14 protein-coding genes are annotated in these 22,953 nt (G+C 55.8%); 9 read left to right on the top strand and 5 right to left on the bottom strand.

The features are described 5' to 3' along the window. Positions 1–309 precede the first annotated feature (309 nt). The 9 genes from ACQKLP_RS22680 (at position 310) to ACQKLP_RS22720 (ending at position 16,284) form a co-directional block, all read left to right on the top strand. Positions 310–1,494 carry an AGE family epimerase/isomerase gene (locus ACQKLP_RS22680; RefSeq protein WP_427325256.1) on the top strand — a complete coding sequence of 395 codons (1,185 nt, stop codon included), beginning with the start codon at positions 310–312 and terminating at the stop codon, positions 1,492–1,494. Positions 1,495–1,515: 21 nt separating this feature from the next. Next, positions 1,516–2,760: a sugar MFS transporter gene (locus ACQKLP_RS22685; protein WP_427325257.1), complete on the top strand. Its 1,245-nt coding sequence runs from the start codon at positions 1,516–1,518 to the stop codon at positions 2,758–2,760. A gap of 501 nt (positions 2,761–3,261) precedes the next feature. Further along, entirely contained in the window at positions 3,262–6,498 is a 3,237-nt protein-coding gene (locus tag ACQKLP_RS22690) for a SusC/RagA family TonB-linked outer membrane protein (protein WP_427325258.1), read from the top strand. Positions 6,499–6,526: 28 nt separating this feature from the next. Continuing rightward, a complete protein-coding gene (locus tag ACQKLP_RS22695; RefSeq protein WP_427325259.1) occupies positions 6,527–8,452 on the top strand; it encodes a RagB/SusD family nutrient uptake outer membrane protein in 1,926 nt (641 codons plus the stop codon). Between the two features lie 29 nt (positions 8,453–8,481). Continuing rightward, positions 8,482–9,687, top strand: coding sequence for a DUF5000 domain-containing lipoprotein (locus ACQKLP_RS22700; RefSeq protein ID WP_427325260.1), 1,206 nt, complete (start codon positions 8,482–8,484; stop codon positions 9,685–9,687). Between the two features lie 30 nt (positions 9,688–9,717). Then, on the top strand, positions 9,718–10,932 hold the full coding sequence (locus ACQKLP_RS22705; RefSeq protein ID WP_427325261.1) for a DUF4998 domain-containing protein: 1,215 nt from the start codon (positions 9,718–9,720) through the stop codon (positions 10,930–10,932). Positions 10,933–10,943: 11 nt separating this feature from the next. Beyond that, positions 10,944–12,071, top strand: coding sequence for a DUF4855 domain-containing protein (locus tag ACQKLP_RS22710; RefSeq protein WP_427325262.1), 1,128 nt, complete (start codon positions 10,944–10,946; stop codon positions 12,069–12,071). 16 nt (positions 12,072–12,087) lie between these two features. Continuing rightward, positions 12,088–15,105, top strand: a complete 3,018-nt coding sequence (locus ACQKLP_RS22715) for a PQQ-dependent sugar dehydrogenase (protein WP_427325263.1) — start codon at positions 12,088–12,090, stop codon at positions 15,103–15,105. Positions 15,106–15,270: 165 nt separating this feature from the next. Then, positions 15,271–16,284, top strand: a complete 1,014-nt coding sequence (locus tag ACQKLP_RS22720) for a GlxA family transcriptional regulator (RefSeq protein WP_427325264.1) — start codon at positions 15,271–15,273, stop codon at positions 16,282–16,284. Between the two features lies 1 nt (position 16,285). Here the strand turns inward: ACQKLP_RS22720 and ACQKLP_RS22725 are convergent, their stop codons facing one another. The 5 genes from ACQKLP_RS22725 to ACQKLP_RS22745 form a co-directional block, all read right to left on the bottom strand. Beyond that, complete coding sequence (locus ACQKLP_RS22725; RefSeq protein ID WP_427325265.1) at positions 16,286–16,996, bottom strand: sulfite exporter TauE/SafE family protein; 711 nt, start codon at positions 16,994–16,996, stop codon at positions 16,286–16,288. 10 nt (positions 16,997–17,006) lie between these two features. After that, entirely contained in the window at positions 17,007–17,819 is an 813-nt protein-coding gene (locus ACQKLP_RS22730) for a DUF899 domain-containing protein (protein WP_427325266.1), read from the bottom strand. 221 nt (positions 17,820–18,040) lie between these two features. Next, on the bottom strand, positions 18,041–19,405 hold the full coding sequence (locus ACQKLP_RS22735; protein ID WP_427325267.1) for a TlpA family protein disulfide reductase: 1,365 nt from the start codon (positions 19,403–19,405) through the stop codon (positions 18,041–18,043). After that, positions 19,402–21,483 (bottom strand): DPP IV N-terminal domain-containing protein, encoded by a 2,082-nt coding sequence (locus ACQKLP_RS22740; protein ID WP_427325268.1) that lies wholly within the window; start codon positions 21,481–21,483, stop codon positions 19,402–19,404. Before ACQKLP_RS22740 ends, ACQKLP_RS22735 begins: the two co-directional genes overlap by 4 nt. Before the next feature lie 33 nt (positions 21,484–21,516). Then, complete coding sequence (locus ACQKLP_RS22745) at positions 21,517–22,950, bottom strand: RagB/SusD family nutrient uptake outer membrane protein (protein ID WP_427325269.1); 1,434 nt, start codon at positions 22,948–22,950, stop codon at positions 21,517–21,519. Positions 22,951–22,953: the final 3 nt, after the last annotated feature.

A 22,953-nucleotide genomic window follows, 5' to 3' on the forward strand; every position in this document is an offset into this window, starting at 1 on the left:
CCAAGGTTTATATCCACTTTATTTATTAAAATAATTAAAAAACTAGTTGCAGTTTTATAAATAAAATTGTTATTTAGCATCCTGCATTATGCCGGGGCGCCGTCGAAGCGGGACGCGCGCCGGATATGACCGAAAACCCGTGGACCGGCGGCCGCGTAAGGGAAACCGTGCCTCCGGGCGACCGTTCCGCGTTCATCTGAAACCGCTTTTCATGCAATCGATTATTGTCGGGAGAAGGGAAGGCTGTTCGCAACGGCCCGCCGCCGCATCTTTTGTTACGACCCGATTCTGAACTTTTATTATCAACTTATGAACCTGATACAAATCGCGGAGCAGTACCGTGACAACCTGTTGAACGATGTAATACCATTCTGGCTGGAACATTCCATAGACGAGGAGTTTGGTGGATTTTTCACCTGTCTCGACCGGGAAGGGAACGTTTTCGATACCGATAAATTCGCCTGGCTGCAGGGCCGCCAGGTGTGGACGTTCGCCATGCTCTGTAACAAACTGGGCAAGCGCGACGAGTGGCTGAAAACCGCCAAGCATGGGGCTGATTTTATGTTGCGCCATGGGCGCGACGTCAATGAGAACTGGTATTTCAGCCTTACCCGCGAAGGCCGCCCCCTCGTGCAGGCGTACAACATTTTTTCCGACTGCTTCGCCGCCATGGCGTTCGCGCAGTTGGGCAAGGCTACCGGCAATGCGGAATATAATGACGTGGCGCTGCGCACATTTCAAAGCATCCTGTCCCGGTTCAGCCAGCCGAAGGGCAGCTATTCCAAAGCCGTTCCCGGCACACGGCCGCTGAAGGGGTTGTCGCTCCCTATGATCCTTTCCAACCTGGTGCTGGAAGTGGAGCATGTGCTGCCGCGCGAAACAGTAGACAGCACCATCCGCGAATGCGTGCGTGCGGTGATGGAAGATTTTTACGATCCGGAAACCGGGCTCATCATGGAAAACGTGACGCCGGACGGGCGCCTGTCGGATTCTTTCGAGGGCCGCCTCGTATCGCCCGGGCACAGCCTGGAATCGATGTGGTTCCTCATGGACATCGCGCATCGGCTGGGCGATGAAGCCCTCATGCTCAAGTGTAAAGACATCGCGCTGCGCATGCTCGAATTTGGGTGGGATACATCATTCGAAGGAATTTTCTATTTTATGGACGCGAAAGGACGGCCTCCGCAACAACTGGAATGGGACCAGAAGCTCTGGTGGGTGCATCATGAAGCCATCGTGGCCATGCTGAAAGGCTACCGCTACACCGGCGACGAGCGTTGCCTCCAGTGGTTCCACCGGCTGCACAACTATACCTGGCGGCATTTCCGCGACGCCGAGTTCGGCGAATGGTTCGGGTACCTGGACCGCAGGGGAGAAGTGCTGCTGCCGCTGAAGGGCGGGAAATGGAAAGGATGTTTCCATGTTCCGCGCTCGCTGTTCCTCAGTTGGAAAACGCTGGAGGAGATCGCCGTTTCGCAAACCGTAACTGTATAACCAACCAGATTTGATCGTATCATGGCCAACGTACTTTCGCCCGAAATGAGCGTCCACCAAGGCGCTTCGCCCTCATCCCGCAATTATCTGCCCGCGCTGTTGTCGCTTGCGGTGCTGTATTTCATGCTGGGTTTCATTACCTGTCTCAACGATACGCTGATCCCTTATTTTAAGGAAGGGTTCACGCTGAGTTATACGGAATCGTCGCTCGTGCAGTTTTATTTCTTCGCTGTATACGGGATTTTTTCCATTCCTGCCGGGCGGATCGTGTCGCGCATCGGGTTCCGGAAGGGCATGGTGACGGGTTTTCTCGTGGCGGCGGCGGGTGCGCTGTTGTTTTACCCGGCGGCATTGTTGCATGCATATTACCTTTTCCTGGCGGCGCTGTTCATCGTGGCGGTGGGGATCGTTTTCATGCAGGTGTCTGCCAACCCCTACATCGTGGTGCTGGGGCGGCCGGAAACGGCTTCGTCGCGCATGAACATGATCCAGAGCGTGGGTTCGGTGGGCACGATCGTGGCGCCGTTGTTCGGCGCGGCGGTGATATTGCCCGGGATGGCGGCTGGCGGCTCGTCGGCCGTGAAATACCCCTATGCGGGGATCGCGTTGCTGCTGGTGGTGATCAGTGCGGTGTTGTGGCGGATGAAGCTGCCGGAGGTGCGGCCTGTGGAAGAGGGGCAGGCGGAAGGCGGATCGGCGCTGGGTTTCAGGAACCTGAAGCTGGGGGCGCTGGCGATCTTTTTTTATGTGGGGGCCGAAGTGGCGGTGGGGTCTTTCCTGACCAACTACATCGCCGATACGCTGGCCATTACGGAGCAGGAGGCGAACCGGTATGTGTCATTTTATTGGGGCGCGATGCTGATCGGAAGGCTCCTGGGCGTGGGGGTGCTGCGCGTGGTGCGGCCGGAAAGGATGCTGGTGATCAACGGGCTGGCAGCGATTGCGCTCATCGTGGTGTCTATGACCAGTAGCGGGCCGCTGGCGGTGTGGTCGCTGATCAGCGTGGGGCTTTGTAATTCGGTGATGTTCGCCATTATTTTTTCGTTATCGGTAAACGGTGTGGGGAAGCATATCACACAGGCGTCGGGGATATTGTCTACCGCCATTTCCGGCGGCGCGGTGATCGTGGTGCTGCAGGGGTGGCTGATCGACAGCGCATCGTGGGCAACGGCTTTCATCATCCCCATCCTGTGTTATGCGTATATCGTTTTCTATGGTATCGAGGAATGTAAGCCCCGGCGGTCCGGCCTTGCAAAATCGGTTTAGTTTGTAAATAAAATTAAAAACATACTGCCAGTTGGCGATAATTATCCAAAAATATTTCTTACTAGCTTAGTATTTTTAAAATTATTTTCTATCTTTAACCTGTACGATGAAAAATTAAGGTAATACCACGTTAGAGAAGCCCGGAAACCCGGCGAACGCAAATGAACTGATGCAGCGTGTTTACATCCGGCCCGGGGGAGAAACAGGGGAAGGCAGGTGCGCTTCCCGGTCAATCAGCAAAAAATCAAATTGGGAATGGATAGAGTAGCAGGTTTGCGCGCATGCGCGGACGGGGACCCCTATTTCCTTCCCGAAACATGAGAACGTAATCAGCCAAAAGCAAAACAAATTCGCTACAAGATGAATATGCAGTAACCGCCACTTATTACTGTTACAGATAACCAACCCTGTGCGGCCGCTTCGCGCACGGGCAGTGTTTTGTCTGCAACGGGCCCACGTACCGATGTATTAAATCACTTAAATCAAGCAACAACCTACGCTATGTTATTTCCACTGAAGGTCAATTCCGGCATTGCTGCCGACAGGGCGATCCTGCGCTTGAAATTGACGTTGGGTATGTTTTTCGCCGCCGGCGCCGCCATGGCTGCCGGTCCGCTGGCGGAGCACCGTCCGGATAACGCGAAATCCCTGGCCAGCACCGGCGCCGTATCCGCCATCTATTCCGCTCCGCAAGACACCGGCATCGTCGTGAAAGGCCGCGTGACCGACACAACGGGGATGCCCTTGCCCGGGGTTTCCATCACCCTCAAAACCGACCCGCTGAAAGGCGTGCAAACCAATCCCAACGGGGAATATACTTTCAAGCTTTCCGCGCCGAGCACGCTGGTGTTCACGTTCATGGGTTTTACGCGGCAGGAAATGCGCGTCACGACCGGCGGTACCTTCAATATCCAGCTGAAGAGCAACGAAAGCCAGTTGGGTGAAGTCGCCATCGTGGCATTCGGCACCCAGAAGAAAACGACGATGGTCGGCTCTGTTACCACCATCAATCCCAAAGAGCTGAAAGGCCCCACCAGTAACCTTACCACCATGCTCGCAGGGCGCCTCGCCGGTGTTGTGGCTTACCAGACCAGCGGCGAGCCCGGCCGCGACGATGCCAACTTCTTCATCCGCGGCATCACCTCCTTCGGAACAGGAAAGGTGAATCCCCTCATCCTGATCGACGGCCGCGAAAGCACCACTTCCGACCTGGCGCGGTTGCAACCGGACGATATCGCCGGTTTCTCCATCCTGAAAGACGCAACGGCCTCGTCGCTCTACGGCGCCAGGGGCGCAAACGGCGTGGTGCTCGTTTCCACCAAGTCGGGCGAGGTGGGGAATACCCGTTTCAACGTACGCGCGGAAAACTCCAATTCCCGCAACACCCGCAACGTGAAGCTGGCAGACAATATTACCTACATGCGCCTCGCCAACGAAGCCCGCGTGAATTCCGGGCTCACGCGCAAGTTTTCGGAAGACGATATCCGCCACCGCGTCAACAAAGACAATCCATACGTATACCCGGATATGGACTGGGTGGGCACCATGATCAAGCCCAGCACCAATAACCAGCGTATCAACGCCAACGTGAGCGGCGGCGCGCAGAAAGCGCAATATTATGTGTCGGGCAGTTACAACATCGACAACGGGATTCTCCGCACCATCGATGAGAACGAGTTCAACAGCAACATCCGCGCGCGCAACTACGAGATCCGCTCCAACGTGAACATCAAAATGACGCCGACTACGGAAGCGATCGTTCGTACAACCGGGCGGTTCTATGATTACCGCGGCCCCCGCGGCGGCGGCGGTACCATTTTCAGCAACGCAGTGCAGGCCAATCCCGTCGCGTTCCCGGCTTATTATCCGAAATCTTATGCGCCCGAAGCGAAGCATGCCTTGTTTGGCGGCGCGTTCATCACCGAGCGGGTATTGTACATGAACCCCTTCGCCGAGGCGGTTTCCGGATTTGAGCAAAACAGCAATTCTACCCTGAATGCGCAGCTGGAAATCAAGCAGGACCTGGGGCTCCTCGTACCGGGGCTCACCGGCCGCGTTATGGCGTTTACGCAGCGCTACGCCAGCTATGCTTTCAACCGCAGCTATGTTCCCTTCTATTATACCGTGGCGATAGATCCGGACGAAGGCCCGCGCGGCCTGGTACCGCTCAATCCCAAGGAAGGACGGCCTTATCTCGACTATAACGAGGGCGGAAAGGAAATGAGCTCGTTAACCTATATGGAAGCCGCGCTCAACTACAACCGCACCATCGGTAAAAAGCATGAAGTAGGCGGGATGCTGATCGGCATCCTCAGCAACAACCAGCCCGGTAACGCAGGATGGCTGATCGGTTCGCTGCCGAAGCGCAACCAGGGCCTGTCTGGCCGTTTTACCTACGACTACGACAAGCGCTACCTGCTGGAGTTCACCTTCGGCTACAACGGCTCGGAGCGTTTCGACAAAAGGAACCGCTTCGGCTTCTTCCCCTCAGTAGGCGGTGGCTGGAACGTGAGCGAAGAACCTTGGTTCGAAAATCTCCTGCCCGTTGTTTCGCGCCTCAAATTCCGCGGAACATACGGCATCGTGGGCAACGATCAGATCGGCCCGGAAGGCGACCGCTTCTTTTACATGTCTGACGTAAACCTCGGCGGCGGTCCCGGATACACCTTCGGCGAAAACTTCTCCAACGGCGGCGGCGGCGTGTATGTGAACCGCTACGAAAATAAACTGATCACCTGGGAGCGTGCATACAAAACAAACCTGGGTATGGAAATGGGATTGTTCAACAAGGGAACGCTCCAAATCGATTATTTCCGCGAGCGCCGCGATAACATCCTCATGGACCGTAACAACATCCCCACTACCATGGGCCTCAATTCCGTACAGCGCGCCAACGTAGGCGTGGCGCAGGGACAAGGTTTTGAAGTAGCGCTCGATGTCAATCACTCCATCAGCAAAAAATCATTCCTGTCTGTCCGCGGAACGTTCACCTACGCCACCAGCAAGTACCTCGAGGCGGAAGAACCGAATTATCCGGAAAGCCTGAAACATCTCTACTGGAAAGGGCAGTCGCTGAAGCAGATGTGGGGGTATGTGGCAGACAGGTTGTTCATCGACGATGCGGAAGCCCAGAACTCTCCGGTGCAGCAGTTCGGCAAGTTCGGCGCGGGCGACATCAAATATGTCGATATCAACCGCGACGGTGTCATCAATTACCAGGACCGTGTGCCGGTTGGCCACCCCTGGGTGCCGGAAATCAACTATGGTTTCGGTTTCACGTACAAGTACGGCGCGTTCGACATCAGTGCCTTCTTCCAGGGGTCCGCGCGTTCTTCGTTCTTCATCAATCCCAACGCCCTCGCGCCGTTCATCAAAAGCGCACGCACGGAAAAAGGATTGCTGGAAGTAGTGGCCAACGACCGCTGGACGGAAGATAACCAGAACCCCTACGCCTTCTGGCCACGCCTGTATTCCGACCCGCGGCCCAACAACACCGAGCTGTCGACCTGGTGGCTCCGCGACGGTGCTTACATGCGCCTCAAAACCATGGAGGTCGGGTTCGATATGCCGGCCGCCTGGACCAGGCGCGCGCGGCTGCATAACCTCCGCCTCTACGTGAATGGCCTTAACCTGTTCACCTTCAGCCGGTTCAAGATGTGGGACGTGGAACTGGGCGGCAACGAGTTCAATTATCCCATCCAGCGTGTGGTGAACATCGGCGTGAACGTCGGATTTTAATCTAGTGTAAAACGGAAAAAACCGAAACATGAGAACAACTTTCAAACATAGCTTATACGGCGCTGCACTCATGACCGGCCTGCTGATGGGATCCTGCAAGAAAGGGTTCCTGGATGTGGTGCCAGACAACATCGCCACCATCGAGACCGCTTTCAGCAATAAAACGGAAGCGGAAAAATATCTCCGGACATGCTACTCCTTCCTGCCTTCCGCCGATCCTGTCTGCAACATCCGTTACTTTGGTGCGGATGATATGTGGACCTATTCCTATAATCATGAATGGTACCAGTCTCCCTGGAAAATTTCCATGGGAATGCAGAACGCCGCCAATCCATTGGTGGATTTCTGGAATGGTTCCAACCACGGGAAAGCGTATTTCATCGCCATCCGCGAGTGCAACATCTTCCTCGAAAACATGCTCGACGGAGATAAGTACCGCCGCATTCCTTACCTCTCGCCCGACGAGCAGAAGCGCTGGATCGCGGAGGTGAAATTCCTCAAGGCCTACTATCATTTCTACCTCCTGAAAATGTACGGGCCGATTCCCATCACCGACGTGAACCTCCCGCTCAACGCGCCTCCGGAAGCCGTGCGGGTTACCCGTCAGCCGGTGGATGAGGTAACGGAATACATCGTGAGCACCCTCGACCAGGTGATCCCCGATCTCCCGGAAAGCATCACCGACCGCGCCATGGAACTGGGCCGGATCACAAAGCCGATCGCACAGATGTTGAAGGCTCAGGTACTGATGGCCCACGCCAGCCCGCTGTTCAACGGAAACGCCGACTTTGCCGCTTTCAAAGACAAAAAGGGCAGTCCCATGTTCAGTCCCGCCCACGATCCCGCCCGCTGGAGCCGCGCGCTCAAGGCTTGCGAAGAAGCGATCCAAAGCTGCGCTGCTGCCGGCATCCGCCTGTATGAGTTCAATAATCCGTTTGTGCAGGTGAAAGAAGCCACCCGGATACATTTAAGCGTAAACGGCGCCATCACGGAAAAAGAAAACCCTGAAGTGATCTGGCCGTTGACCGGCAGGGTAAACGATACGCGGGTCTTGCAGATCTACAGCGCTGCGCCCAGCCTCACCCGTTCCGAGCGCACCCACCTCAGCTCGTATATGTCGCCGACCATGAAAATGATCGAAACGTATTATTCGGAAAACGGCGTTCCCATCAACGAAGACAAAACCTGGAACTTTGCCGGCAGGTACGAAATGCGCACCGTTCCCGCGTCTGAAAAGCTCGTGCTGCAGGAAGGGTACACCACGGTGGGCCTTCACTTCCACCGCGAGCCCCGCTTCTACGCCAATATCGCGTTCGACGGCGGAAAGTGGTTTTTGCAGGCTAACCAGACAGATGATAACGCCTCTACCGTTCAGGCGAAAATGGGACAGCCGCAGGGGAAAGCCACCGACGAGTTTTATAACACCACCGGTTATTGGGTAAAGAAATTCACCAACTTCCGGTTCACGCAAACGAATACGGATGTGATCGTCGAGAATTACGCCTGGCCCGAAATGCGGCTGGCCGACCTTTACCTCATGTATGCCGAATGCCTGAATGAAACCGGGAAAGGGGCAGAGGCGATCAACTATCTCGACAAAATCCGTACACGTGCCGGGTTGAAAGGCGTGGCCGAAAGCTGGACACAATTCTCCAACCGTCCGGCGAAATTCACGACGCAGGAAGGTTTGCGGGACATCATCCACCAGGAGCGCATGATCGAGCTGGCGTTTGAAGGCGCGCGGTTATGGGATTTGCGCCGGTGGAAGAAAGCCCTGATTTATATGAACCAGCCGGTGGAAGGATGGGATATTTTCCAGTCGAAAGCGCCGGACTATTACAGAAAGAAACAGCTGTTCGCGCAGAAGTTCGTGGCGCCCCGCGATTATTTCTGGCCGATCCGGGAGCACGACATCGTGGTAAACCCGAATCTGCAGCAAACGCCGGGTTGGTAAATTATGTTCATACCTAAAGATTACGAATCATGAAAAAACTGATTGCCTTTTCTATATCTCTTTCCGCATTGATCATTTCGGCCTGCCGCGAAGAGCATCCGCTCGGGCCGCTGTACGACGACCCCACGCCGCCGGGGCTGGTGAGCAATGTGAAGGTGACCGCCACCCCTGGAGGCGCACTGCTGACCTACTCGCTGCCGAAAGACAAGAACCTCCTGTACGTGGTGGCCGAAGTGCAGACGAGGGCCGGCGTTCTCCGCCAGTTCAAGTCTTCTTTCCATACCAACCAGATCAAGATCCAGGGGTTAGGCGATACGAGCGAATATAAAGTGAAGCTCTACTCCGTGAATGGCGCGGAAGTTCGCTCGGCCGCGGTGGAAACCGGTATCAAGCCTTTGCTGCCGCCGTTCATGTCCGTTTTCAAAACATTGAAGCTCGTGGCGGATTTCGGTGGCGTTCGGCTAGATTATATCAACCCCGAAAAACAGACCCTCGAAGTGGTCCTCCTTGGCCCGGATTCGCTGAAAAAGTTTTCGCAGATCAACATCACCAACGTATCTGCAGATACCGGGTACCACAATTTCAGGGGGCTTCCGGCCGAGAAGGCGAAGTTCGGCGTGTTCCTCCGCGACAGGTGGGGCAACGTGTCTGACACGCTCCTGGCCGAGCTGACGCCCTATTTCGAAAAGCAGCTGGAGAAAAACAAATTCCGCTCCAACCACCTGCCCGGCGACGGCAAGCTGTCTGTTCAATGGAACATTACCTACGAAAGCATCTGGGACGGCAGATGGTCTTCCGACTTCAACATGCCGTACGACGGCTCGGGCAACAACTGGATGAACCTCGATACCAACGAGCCCGGCCTGGCGCCGGTGAGCGTTACGATCGACATGGGTGTGAAAGCACAGCTCAGCCGCTTCCGGATCAACCACTATTACCGGTACATCCATAAAGACATGAAGCGCTACGAGATCTGGGGGTCCAACAACCCCGCGCCAGACGGCAGCTGGGACAGCTGGACGCTCCTCACTACCTACGAGCAGAAGAAACCCTCCGGCCTCGGATACGCCGTGTACAACGACGAAGACGCGCAGGCCTGGGTGAAGGGCGACCAGGGCGATATCCCGTCCAACAAGCCCGCCGTCCGCTATATCCGCATCCGCTGCCTGGAAAACTGGCTGGGCAATGGTAACCTGTCGCTCACCGAGCTGACGCTCTGGGGCCAACCCCTGTAATTCCGGTAACTGCTACTTAAATCAAGCAACATGCAAAAGCATTCACTCATTATAACCGCGGTGGCCTTCATGATGGCCGCCGCCGCATGCACAAAGTCTGACAAGTACATGGATTATGTGGACGGCATAGACCGTTCCTACGCGGGGAAGGTAGATTCCCTGCGGCTCAGCTCGGGCGACAGGCGCATCCAGCTCAGTTGGATACACTTCGCCGACCCCACGGTAGAAAACGTCGTGATCTATTACAGCAATTCCGCGAAAAAGGATTCCGTGGTGTTGCCGGTGAAACGCAGCAGCCATCCCGATACGCTTTCGTATCTTTTCCCGCAGCTGCAGGAAGGCATGTACAATTTCACGATCTATACCACCAATATGCACGGCCGCCGCTCCATTCCCGTCAATGTTTCAGGGAGAGCCTATGGCGATCAGTACCGAAGCACCTTGCTGAACAGGCCGGTGTCTGACGCCGAATGGCGCGACGACGGAAGCGCTTACATCACTTTCGGGACCGAAGAAGAGACGGCCGCCGGCGTGGAACTCACCTATACCAAAACAGACGGCAAAACGGCCATCCTGAAATCGCCCCGGGGAAAGTCTACCATCGTATTGCCGGAATACAAGCCGGGAACGCCTTTCGCGTTCCGTACGATGTTCCGACCGGATACGAGCTGTATCGACACGTTTTACGCCGCGAAGGAAACTTTGCTGCTGAAGCGGGAATTCATTACGCCGCTGCATCTCAAGAATTATAAGCGGCCGTTTGCTATCGGAACATGGGATGGATCGAGATGGGGGACGCCGGCAGACTGGAACGTGAATGCCGCGGCCAAAACACGGAATGGCGGTTTCGGCGGGTTCGACAACCTGGCGGAGGCGGCTACTTTCGGATTCGAGAAATGGGACGGCGAGCCGGTGATCAGCAACGGAAAGGCCTGGCAGACGATCACCCTGCCTGCGGGCAAATACGAGCTGCGGGTGAACCTGGGCGCGGGGGAATGGTACCTCGGCACTTTGGGCGGCGATGCCCGCTACATGGCCGTTGCCACCGGTAACTCACTGCCGGATTATGATAAAATGAGCACGGCGCTGGCATACAAAAACTTCTCGGGAGAAAACGACCGTTCCCTGCAGTTTACCCTGGCACAGCCAACTACCTTGTCTGTCGGGTTCGTAATGAACTGGCAATCCTGGGGAGCACAGTATTTCAGGATGGAAAATCTGCACATCATTCATTATCCACAATAAACCCTGATGTTATGTTGAAGCAAATTCTCAGCAGTTTTGTGGCCATCGGCATGCTGGCTACCGGAAGCACTTTTACTTCCTGCCAGAAAAGCATGCAGGCCACCACGGCAACGGCCCCGACCGAAATGGGAAAGCCCAAGCCTCCCGAAAAGCTGCCCCCATACTACATTTCCGATCTCGCACTGATCTACCAGGGCGGCACCCACCGCCTTCCGTGGACGAGCACCCATCTCAAGCCTTACGTGTTCCGGACACCCACCACCGGGTTCGAATGGCTGTTCGACGGGTTCCTGTTCATCGAATTCAAAGACAACCTGGGATATGAATATGCTGAAGGATACGGCCAGCAGCCCGCCGGAAAGGCGCAGTGGCTCTGGCTCCTGCAGCGGAATTTCGAAGACGGGAAAGCAATTAAGGCGCTGAACGGAATGCTCGACAGCCTGTCTGCCCAGGGCAAAACCCCCGAGCGCAAACGCAAGGTAGTGCTCACGCTTCCCGAGCCCATCCGGTCTACCGCCAACTGGGGAGAACTGAACGGAAGGCAGCTGAATTTCGCCGTGGCGGCAGACCGCGTGGCCGCCTGCCAGTGGTTCATCGATACGGCCATGACCATGTGGAACGCCGCCAACCTGCAACACCTGGAGCTGATGGGATTCTATTGGGTGGCGGAGCATAATACCGGGGCAGCCGAAATCCTGCCCACCGTTTCTGCCAAAATCCATGAGCGCAACAAGCGCTTTTACTGGATCCCGTATTACGGGGCCGACGGCGCCGGCAACTGGCAGAACATGGGCTTCGATATCGCCTATCAGCAACCTAACTACTTCTTCGACCTCAACTCGCCCTACAGCATCCTCACCGGCGCCATCAGCTTCGCGAAGCAGCACAACATGGCGCTCGAAATGGAATTCGACAACAGGCTCATCACCGATGCCGGCTATCAGAAAAAATACACCGATTATATAAATGAGTTTGAAAAAGCCGGCGCTTGGCGTAATTTACCCGTCGCCTATTACGAAGGCGGAGGTGGATGGTACGAGATGAGCCTGCAAACGGACCCTACCGTCACCGGACTATTTAAGCGGCTTGCTGACATTATTTCCACGAGACAAAAAGATACCGACGTACGATCCCGGTAGAAAAACTACACGATTGATGAAAAAACTATGGATGTTCGGGTGCATGCTGGCATTAGCCGCCTGCTCGCGCAAATCACCCGGAAACAAGGTACTGTTGCTGCCATCAGCAGGCAGCACGGAAACCATGATCGCTGCCGTAAAGGCATCGGCCGAAGCCAATGGATGGGAACTGGTGGAAGGGAACAAATCCTACCTGCATCCCGACTCCCTGCAGCATTTCAGGACCATCGTCAGCAACTGGTCGTACCCCGACAGTCTCGACCACCGCCAGATCAACGCGCTCCAGCGATACCTGGAAGCAGGCGGCACCTGGGCGGTGATGAAGGATTCCTCCTTCAAAGTGAAAGGATGGCCCTGGCTGGATGCATTGGCAGACAACGACCAGGTATTTATGGGCGCTCCCGAAGAAGCGGAACGCATCCTGACGAAAGCGGGAGACGAAGCCAGCGGCCTGGATTATGCCGCCTGCAGCACACCCGCCATCCCTGAAAATAACCGGTACACCTATACGATGCTGGCGCAGGGGCTCGACGAACCCCTGCAACTGGCCGTGCTCCCCGGCAACGACGTGATGTTCGCCGAGCGGAAAGGCGCCGTTCGCCTGTACCGGGCACGCGAAAAAGATGTGATCACACTGGCGCAGTTCAATGTGTACAGCGGGCTGGAAGACGGGTTGCTCGGCGTGGCCCTCGATCCCGAATTCGATAAGAACCACTGGGTTTATTTCTATTATGCAGTAGGAGGGGACGCCCCCGTGAGCCGGCTCACCCGCATGGAAATGCGCGACCAGCGCCTGTTGCACGAAACGGAGAAAACCCTTCTCGAAATCCCCACCCAGCGGAAACATTGCTGCCACTCTGCGGGATACATCGAATTCGGGCCGGATAAATTGCTCTATCTCTCCACCGGCGACAATACCAACGCAGAAGAAACAGAAGGATATACGCCGGTGGACGAGCGCCCCGGGCGCGAGCTCGCCGACGACCAGGCCACGTCTGCCTCCTCGGCAGACCTCCGCGGAAAGATCCTCCGCATCCGCCCCAAAGCCGACGGAACTTACGAAATCCCCGATGGCAACCTGTTCCCGAAAGACGGCTCCAAAGGCCGGCCGGAAATTTATGTCATGGGCTGCCGGAACCCCTTCCGGTTCACGGTAGACCGTAAGAATCAGTATGTGTATTGGGGAGATGTGGGGCCGGATACGAAAGTGCCCGGCAGCGAAGGCACCATCAGCTACGACGAAGTAAACCAGGCCCGGAAGCCCGGATTCTTCGGATGGCCGTACTTCCTCGGCGAAAACGAAGCCCTGCCGAAGTGGGACTTCGCCACCAAAACCGAAGGCCCCAAACAGGACCCGGCCAAGCCCATCAACAGCTCGCCCAACAATAAAGGCGTGAAAGAACTGCCGCCCGCACAAGGCGCCATGATCTGGTTCGGGGACGGCCCTTCCGCCAAATTCCCCCTCGTGGGCAAAGGCGGGCAGAGCGTGATGGCCGGACCGGTTTACTATGCCGATCAATTCAAAAACGCGGAATACAAACTGTCTGATTACTACGACGGCAAGCTCCTCATTTACGATTGGGTACGCCGGTGGATCATGGCCGTTACGTTCGACGAAAACCATAACTATCTCCGCATGGAGCCTTTCCTCGATCACCTGGCGCCGGCAGCGCCCATCGACCTGCGATTTGCCGACGATGGCGCCATTTACATGATCGAATACGGTACCAACTGGTTTTCCCGGAACATGGACGCGCGCCTCGTCCGCATCACCTACGCCGCGGGCAACCGCCGGCCGGTAGCGGGGATTGGCGCAGACCGTCTCACAGGGCCCGCTCCCATGGCGGTGAAGCTTTCTGCGGAGGGGTCTTCCGATCCCGACAGGCAGGATCAATTGCATTACAGCTGGAACGTGGATGGAAAGGATTACAGCGATTCCGCCATGTCTCACACCTTCGCCAAACCCGGCGTGTATAAAGTGCTGCTGACCGTTACCGATGATCACAAAGCCTTTGATACCGCATCCATCTACATCAAAGCCGGCAACACCCCGCCAGACGTGCAGATCACCACTACCGCCAATAGCTCGTTCTATTGGGACAATATGCAATTCCCTTACAAAGTGACCGTCACCGATCCGGAAGACGGCACCATTGCAGCGGAAAAAGTAGCGGTTGGGTTCAACTACATCCCGTATGGCCGCGACATGGCCGGGGCGCTCACGCAGGGAGGCGCAATGCCAACGCCGAAAGGGAAAGAGCTTTTCTATTCGCTGGATTGCAAGGCCTGCCACACAGAAAACACGGTGTCTGTCGGCCCCAGCCTCATGGACGTTGCCGCCAAATACGAGCGCAATGAAAAGAATACCGCTTTGCTGGCAGATAAAGTGATCCGCGGTGGAAGCGGCGTGTGGGGCAACCGCCCCATGAGCGCGCATCCCGCGATGGCGGTGGAAGAAGCCAAAGTGATCGTGGATTACATCCTGTCGCTGCGGTCTTCCGGCGCATCGTTACCGGCGGAAGGTGCCATCGCGCTGAAAGAGCACATCGGCAAATCCGCCTCCGGCGTCTACCTGCTCACGGCCCGCTATACGGATAAGGGCGCCAATGGCATCGAGGCGCTCACGGGCCAGCAATTCATCATGCTCCGCCATCCGAAACTGGAAGCGGAAGAGCGCGATACCGACCAGAACATCCGCTTTGTGAACTGGATCAGTCAGCTGCTCAGCTATGGCGTTGCGAACGACGGTAGTTCCTTCGTCTTCAAAAACATCGACCTCGGCGGCATCTCCCGCGCACGGTTCCGGGTACAGCTGCAAGGCGCCGGCGGAACGCTGGAATTGAGAACGGGCGCTAAAGACGGGCCGGTGGCCGCTACGCTGAAAGTGCCTGCGGGCGACAAAGGCGAGTGGGTGGAACTGACGGCCCCGGTGAAAGCAACCCCCGGGCGCCAGGACCTCTGGTTCGTATTCAGCAACCCCGGCCAGGGCGCACTCTTCAATATCGACTGGACGCTTTTCGAGAATGGAAAATAAAACAGGCGGCAGGGAATGTTCATGACCCTGCCGCCAACCTCAAATGCATAAGCCGCCTGGACCGGGCGGCTTATGTCGTTTTTGAGACATTTTACAGTGTCCAAAATAAGGTTGCTGCGGGCTGATCTGGATATCCTATTTTTGGCTAACTTTGAAAAAAAAGCCATGAAACATCTCAGTATCCTCGTGCCGGACGATCGCTCAGGGCCCAACACGGTAGCGTGTATTGCAGGAACGTATCATGCTTTTACGGAGGCGAATAAATACTACGGTACGCTCGGGAAGAAACCGGTGTTCAAAATGGAGCTGGTGGGGCTGTCCAAACGCTCGGAGCTCGTGAATGGCATGCTGATGATCCAGCCGCAGGCAAGTATTTCGACCGTCAAGAAAACGGACCTGATTATTATTCCGGCGTTGAGCGGGGAATTCCTGGAGAAGCGTTTCGTGGACGAAAAGGTGTCGGCATGGCTGCGCGGGCAATACAAGAAAGGCGCCGAGATCGCCAGCATGTGTACCGGCGCATATATGCTGGCCGCTACGGACCTGCTGAACGGAAAAAGCTGTTCCGTACACTGGAAATCGGCGGAAAGCTTTCACCAGCTATTCCCGGAAGTGCAGCTCAAGATTGAAAAACTGATAACGGACGAAGAAGGGATTTATACCAATGGCGGCGGCTATTCATTTTTAAACCTCCTTATTTACCTCATCGAGAAATACTACGACCGGCAAACGGCGATTTATTGCTCAAAGGTGCTGCAAGTGGAGATCGACCGGCAGACGCAGTCCGATTTTGCGATTTTTTCCGGGCAGAAAAAACATGGGGATGATATGATCCGCAAGGCACAGGAGTATATGGAGCATAACTACGACAGGAAAATTTCGGTGGATGAATTGTCGAAAGAGCTGGCGTTTGGCAGGAGGACCTTCGACCGGCGGTTCATCAAAGCCACCGGCAACACGCCTGCCGAATACCTGCAGCGCCTGAAAATAGAATCCGCGAAAAAAGCGCTGGAATCCACCCCCAAAACCGTAAATGAAATCATGTACGAAGTTGGCTATTCGGATGCAAAAGCTTTCCGCGAGGTTTTCCGGAAAATTACCGGCATCTCGCCGCTGGCGTACAAAAACAAATACAACCGGGAAGCGGCGGAATTACAGTTCATGCATGATGCGAACTGATTTATTTCGGGGGATGGCATTTGAGGAATTGGCGCTCCTCCGTTCCCGAAAAGGCCGGGCTAACGAACGGTATCCCCAGGTTGAGGCCACGCAAAACCATCAGCACCGCAACACCTGCGATAAATAACGGCGCCGCCTTTCTAAAGCGGGTTTTCCAGGAAAGGCTGAGGTGATGGCCGCAAAGCATCAGCAGCGCCATTAGCGGAAGGGTACCCAATCCGAACGCGATCATCAACAACCCGGAGCGAAACGCGCTCCCGGTGGTAAGTGCCGCAGCAATGGCGATGTACACCGTTCCGCAGGGCAGCGCGCCATTCAGCAGCCCGATAACGAAGAACGTTCCTGCGCTGTTCCTCCGCACGAGAAAATACCGTAACCATTTCCTGACCCCGTTTCTCAAATGCCCGGTCCATCGATTACCAGGCAGCAATTTTTTCAACAGCAACAGCGCCAGAATAATTGCGCCCATTGTTACGGACGCGATCTGCTGATAACCGGCAAAAGCCAGCCGGTGGCTGGCCCAGCCAAGCGCGAGGCCCATCGTAAAATAGGTGGCGGTGCGCCCGAGATTATACAAAAGCACGGCAAGTACCCGCGCGATCTCCGTTCTTCCGCTGATGGGCAGCGATAAGGCCAGTGGCCCGCACATGCCCACGCAGTGCAGGCTTCCGGCCATACCGATGCCGAACCCGGCAAGGATCGCTTCGAACATGTTTTATGATTTAGTGACAGCAGCTTTTCCCGGAGCCGTTTTGTTCGTTGTTGTATTGGTCGTGATGTTTGAGCCAAAAGCTGTTTTCATTCCGGCCAAGGGGCGCCCTGTCCAGCCACTGGTACATGTTCCACAAAATATCCACGCCGCGCTCGAAGGCGGAATAGGTGTGGAAGATGCGCCCGCCCTCGCGGATGAACGCGCTCATTCCCGGCCGCTCTTTAACGTAGGTAAAAAGATCGGTGCCCGACAGCATGGCTACATCGCTGGAGCCGTCCGATTTGTAACGGGCATGGATGATGGGGTCTTCTTTTTTGTAATTATGATAGGCGCCTGCTTCCATTTGCTCGGCAGTGTAGGATACGCCGAAGTCGTAGTTGAAATCGCTCCCGAAAGACGATGCCCACGGAAAGCTCCATCCCATGCGCGATTTGAACGCCTGCAGCTTGGTAAGCGGCGCCCTGGAAATGGCCCACAACATCACATCGTGGCTTTTCAGATGTTCGGTAATGCCGTTAAAGCTGTCGGCGATAGATGAACAGCTGGCGCATCCGGCGGCGTAATCCGGGCCAAACATGAAGTGATACACCAACAGCTGGGAACGGCCGTCGAACAGCGCTTCCAGCGACTGTTTCCCCTTGTCGGTATCGAACACATAATTCTTGTGGATCTCCACGCAGGGGAGCTGCTGGCGCATCCTGGCCACTTCGTCGCTGCGATGAGTGAGCTCTTTCTCCGCTTTCAGCAATGCGATGCGGGAGGCCGTCCATTCTTCGGGGCTTACTACTGCCCGGTTTCCTACAGTTGTTGTTGCGTTTTTCATGTATACAAGTGTTTTTAGCTGTAACGAATGCGGGATAAAAAGGAGGATCGTGGCAGGATGCCGTGGTGGTGAGGTGTTTATTCGCATCCTGTATCAAAATTACAGGAATGGGCGGCAACCGGGGAAGGGTGGAAAAGACTTTGTCGGGGGGCGAATTGGACATCAAAAAAGAAAGCCGCCCATCACAGGCGGCTTTTCTCCATCTATCAACTAACGATACATCACTTTTTCATTTCGTTCTGCAAGAGCAGTTTCAGTTCGGGAGACGACGGCCGCGGCGCATCGGTGCTCACGATATTCCCCTGTTTATCGAACACCATGAACCGCGGAATGCCTTTGATCTCGTAGTATTTGGCGATCTCGCTCCAGCCGGAAGCGAAGAGCTGTACCCCTTTCAGGTTCTCGGTCTTTACGAAGTCCAGCCACTTCTGTTTGTCCTTTTCCACGTCTACGGAAACGCCCATGAACACGATGTCTGGCCCGTGGAGCTCCTGTTCGAGCTGCTTCAGTGCCGGGAGCTCTGCTTTGCAGGGGCCGCACCAGGTAGCCCACACGTCGACCAGCACTACTTTCCCTTTAAAATCGCTCAGCGAGGTCATTTTCCCGGTTACGTCGGGATAGGAGAAGTTAATGGCAGGCGCGCCGGATTTGGCGGCGGCTTTCGCGAGTTTTTCGGTAATGGCGGTGCGCCGTAGCTTTTGATCGGCGGTAACGATGTACTGACCATATTTTTTATCCGATTCCTGGAAGCCGAGGTAAGATCTCAGCATGTTTTCCGACTCAAGGACAACCTCGCCTTTCAGCGTATCATTGGTGACAAGCGGGATCAGCTTCACCAGTTCGAAATTATCATCACCCTTCAGCCGTGCTTCCGTGCGGGCGGTGGCCATCATCACGTTGGGCGCGAAAGGAAACCGGAGAATGCCTGCATCGGCGCTCCAGTCGGCCAGCCGCATGTTTTTGTAGAAGGTGGAAAGGTCGCTGGTTTTCGGATGCGCAGTGCGGGGCGTGCTGAGGAAGATGAGCGCGAGCCGTTGCATTTCGTAGCGGCGGAATTGTTCGAAAACCGCATCGAAAGTTTTATTGCCGGTTTTTCCGGCGCGGTAAGCCGCCGCTGCTTTCGCTTTTTCTTCGAGCAGGGGGAAGAAATCGCTGTAAATGCTGCGGGCACGGTTGAAGTAAACGGCCTTCCATTCCACCGGTTGCACAAAATCGTGCCACCGTGCGATTTCCGCGTTTTCTTTGCTGGATTTGCCATTCAGGACGAACGTACTGTCGTTGACGGTGATATCGAGCTGGTCATTCTTCTTCGCGTAGAAAGTGTATTTCGATAGCTGCGATGCCGCGGGATCGATACCGATGACGAAGAACCCTTCTTCCTTCGGTTCAAAGTAAAACCCGAAGCGGTTCCCGCCATCCGGAACGGAAGTTGAGATTTCGATGAGGCGGCCGTGCTCGATCCGGTAAAGACTGATCTTGCCTTCGTGACGGCGTTCCCATACGCCCTTAACGATCATGCCGGCATACGATTCGAAGCCGGTGGCCAGCAGCAGCAGGAGCCAGGCGGCGGATTTCAATGTACTCATGGTGTGGGTTGGTTTAAAAGATATTTATCGATGAATTCCTTGTTTTCGCGGACGTAATGCGCCTGTTTTTCGTGCATCCAGAACCAGGCGTGCGCAGCGCCGGGGTACAGCATCAGCTCGAAGCGCTTGCCGGCCATCATGAGCGAATGCACCAGCTGCAGGGTGTTCTGGACATGAACGTTATCGTCCAGCGTGCCCTGGTTCAGGCGGAGAACACCGTTGATGTTTTTTACGAAAGGCAGCACAGCGGCGGATTTATAGCCTTCCGGATTGTTTTTGGGATGCCCCATGTAGCGTTCCGTGTAATGTGTGTCGTACAGCATCCAGTCGGTAACGCTGCCGCCGGCGAGGCCATAGCGGAAGATCCCAGGTTTTTTGGCGAGCGCCAGGCAGGTGAGGTAGCCGCCGTAGCTGAACCCGGTGATCCCCACGCGGTTTGGGTCGAGATGGGGATACCGGCGGAAAAGTTCCTGCATGACGAATGCGTAATCTTCCAGCTCCCAGGTCCCCAGTTTGCCGTACATCCAGTTCATGCCTTTCTTCCCGAAGTGGCCGGAGCCGCGGTGGTCTATCGAAACCTGGACGCGCGCGCTGGTATCCGGCTCCCGGAGCCCGCCGATGTAACCATCCTGCACGTTCTTGTGGCCTGGCCCGCCGTAAATCTGAACGAGCACCGGGTAATTGCGCGATGGATCGAAATGCTCGGGCCAGCGCACGCGCACGGGAAGGTCGAAGCCGTCAGGGTTTTTGATGCGGAAGATTTCGTAGCGCGGACCTTTGAATTCCACGTAATCCGGCCCTTTCTGATCGGCCAGCTCGCGGACGACTTTCCCGTTGTTGTCGACCACGGCCATCCGGTTCGGGGTGGAAATATTGCCGTAAGTAGTGATGAAGAAACTGGCGGAAGGGGAGATTTTGATGCGGTGGGTGTAATCGCCGAAAGTCAAACGTTTGAAGCCGGAGCCATCCGTTTTGATTTTATAGAAATCGGTGCGGAGGGAGTTTTCTTTCCTGCCGGTGAAATAGATCCAGCCTTTCTTTTCGTCGATATACTCGATGTTTTCCACTTCCCATTCGCCAGTGGTGAGCGGTTTCAGGTTGGAGCCGTCTTCCGCCGCGATGTAAATGTGCTGCCAGCCGGATTTGTCGCTGAGGAGCAGGAGTTGTTTGCTGGAAGGGAGGAAAGTGATACGGTGCTCCTGGTCGAGGGAAATCCAGGTTGCCTGGTGCTCGGAGTACACGGCAGACCGCTTCCCCGTGCGCACGTCCACCGCTTCGATCTTCAGCGTATCCTGCCGCCGGTTCATCCATTGCGTATAAAGCGCCTGGCCGTCGGGGCGCCAGTACGGCGTCCCGAAATACTGATCGGCATGTTCGTCGAAATCTGCCCAGGTGGTTTGCCGTGCCTTCACGTCGGCGATGCCGATCTTCACGAGGGGATTGGGATCTCCGGCCTTGGGGTAGCGGATGTGGATGTATTTTCCGTGTTGCCCCTGCTCGTCGAACATCGTGTACACGGGCACGGGCCGGTCGTCTACATGCATGAACGCGATCCGCCGGCTGTCGGGGCTCCACCAGAAAGCGCGGTAATTGGTGCCCCGGCCCAGGATTTCTTCATTATAGACCCACGACGATTTCCCGTTGTATACCGCTTCGGCACCGTCGTTCGAAACGCGCCAGGTTTTATGGCCGGCGATTTCCATCACGTACAGGTCGTTGTTTTGCACATACGCCACGCGCTGGGAGTCGGGCGAAAACATGGCGTTTTCTTTCCCGGTGATCACGGTGTCGGCGAGCGCGATCTCGCCTTTGCGGCCGATGGAGATGCGGGGTTTGGAAACCGTGCCCCTGTTAAACGGCGGCAGCTCGGTTTGTTTGCCGGTGGCCGCATCTACGAGGAATTCCTTCCTGTCCATGCCCATCGACGAATAGCGTTTAAAATGCCGGTCGTCGGACCAGTTTACATTCGGCAGTTGGCGGTGGAAGCGGTCGCCCGTGGGCATTTGGGCGTACAGTTTGCCGCAGAGGATCATGGCGCCCGTGAGCACGGGCACCATGATGGATCCATTCAATTTCATGTGTAATTATTTTTCAGGAAGGTTGTGCGGACGTTAGAGGTCCATGGCGTCGCTGGTGTTCTGGACGATGTTCGGGTTATTGATGATCACGTTCCGGTCGAAGGGGATCACGTACAGATGCGATCCCGGTTGCAGCGTATACGTTTGCTGCGGAACGGTGGTCACTACCACCGGGAATTTGCGCACTACCGTCACCGCATGCCCCGGGTCCTGCGCCAGTCGGCGCTGGTCCCAGAAGCGGTTATGCCCGAACAGGAGCTCCTTCCTTCTTTCCACAAGCACCGTATCCAGTGCGGCGGCGGGCGTAGCGGCGGTGGCGGCTACGTAACCTGCGGGGAGCATGCGTTTGCGGCGGATGTCGTTCACCAGTTTCATCGCTTCGCTCACATTCCCTTCGCGGCAAAGGCATTCTGCGAGCGTGAGGTACACTTCCGTAGTGCGCATGCCGGCTGCGTTGTAGCAATACCGGCCTGCACCGCTTACGTTTTTAATGAATGACGCGGTACCGGAACCGTTCTGGACAACGGGGGAAGTGGTGCTGAAAAGGGCCATCATCCTCGTGTCCTGGGTGCCGAACATGGCCACCATTTCTTTGGAGATAGTATAGGTATAGGGCGTGTTGTTGGTATTACCGGTGATGCCGTAGTAGAGGTTTTCCTGCATACCGATGTCTACCGGTTCCACCTGCCCCTCGTTGTAATATTTAACGAGGTCGAAGATGTAGTTGTTGGATGCGAGCGATTGCTGCGCGGCTTCCTTCGCCTTGGCAAACTCCCGCTTGTAGAGGTGCATTTTGGCGAGGAGCCCATATCCAAAGGCTTTCGACGGGTGGAAGGCGTTGTCTGGGAATTGCGCGAGGTCGCCTACCGACTGCCGCAGCTCCGTTTCGATGAAATCGTACGCCTGCGCCACCGTTACCGGTTTTTCCAGCGTTTCCAGGTCGAAATCCTTTTTGATGCAGATGGAATTGTCGCCGGAAGCGGTGGCCGGATTGTAAGGCCTGGCGTACAGGTTGAGCATCACGAAATGCACATAGGCGCGCAGCGTCCGGGCTTCCGCTTTCAACCGGGCTATCTGTACGGCCGTGCCGTCGGTAATTTTGTCGATGTTCTGCAGGATGAGGTTATACCGGGAGATAGCGCCATAGGCTTTGCCGTAGGTGCCATCGTTGCCGCTAATCAGGAACGGGAACCGGCTTCTGTTTTCCTCGAACAGATAACTGATGGATGCGAGGCTGGGGTCGCGGCCAACGATGGCGATCTCGTTTATAGCCGCCCAGTCGCTGAGGTAGCGGGTTTCGGCATCGGGATAGATGTGGATCGAGGTGAAGTTGATCACTTTGTTATAGTCTTCGAAAGTGGTCAGCAGCACTTTGCCTTCCGGCTTAACGTCGAGATATTTGTTGCAGGCGCTGGCCCCGGTGAGGAGCGCGGCGGCGAGTATGATATGCTGGATTTGTTTTTTCATGAT

This window comes from Chitinophaga sp. NPDC101104 (assembly GCF_050277495.1).
Lineage (GTDB): Bacteria > Bacteroidota > Bacteroidia > Chitinophagales > Chitinophagaceae > Chitinophaga.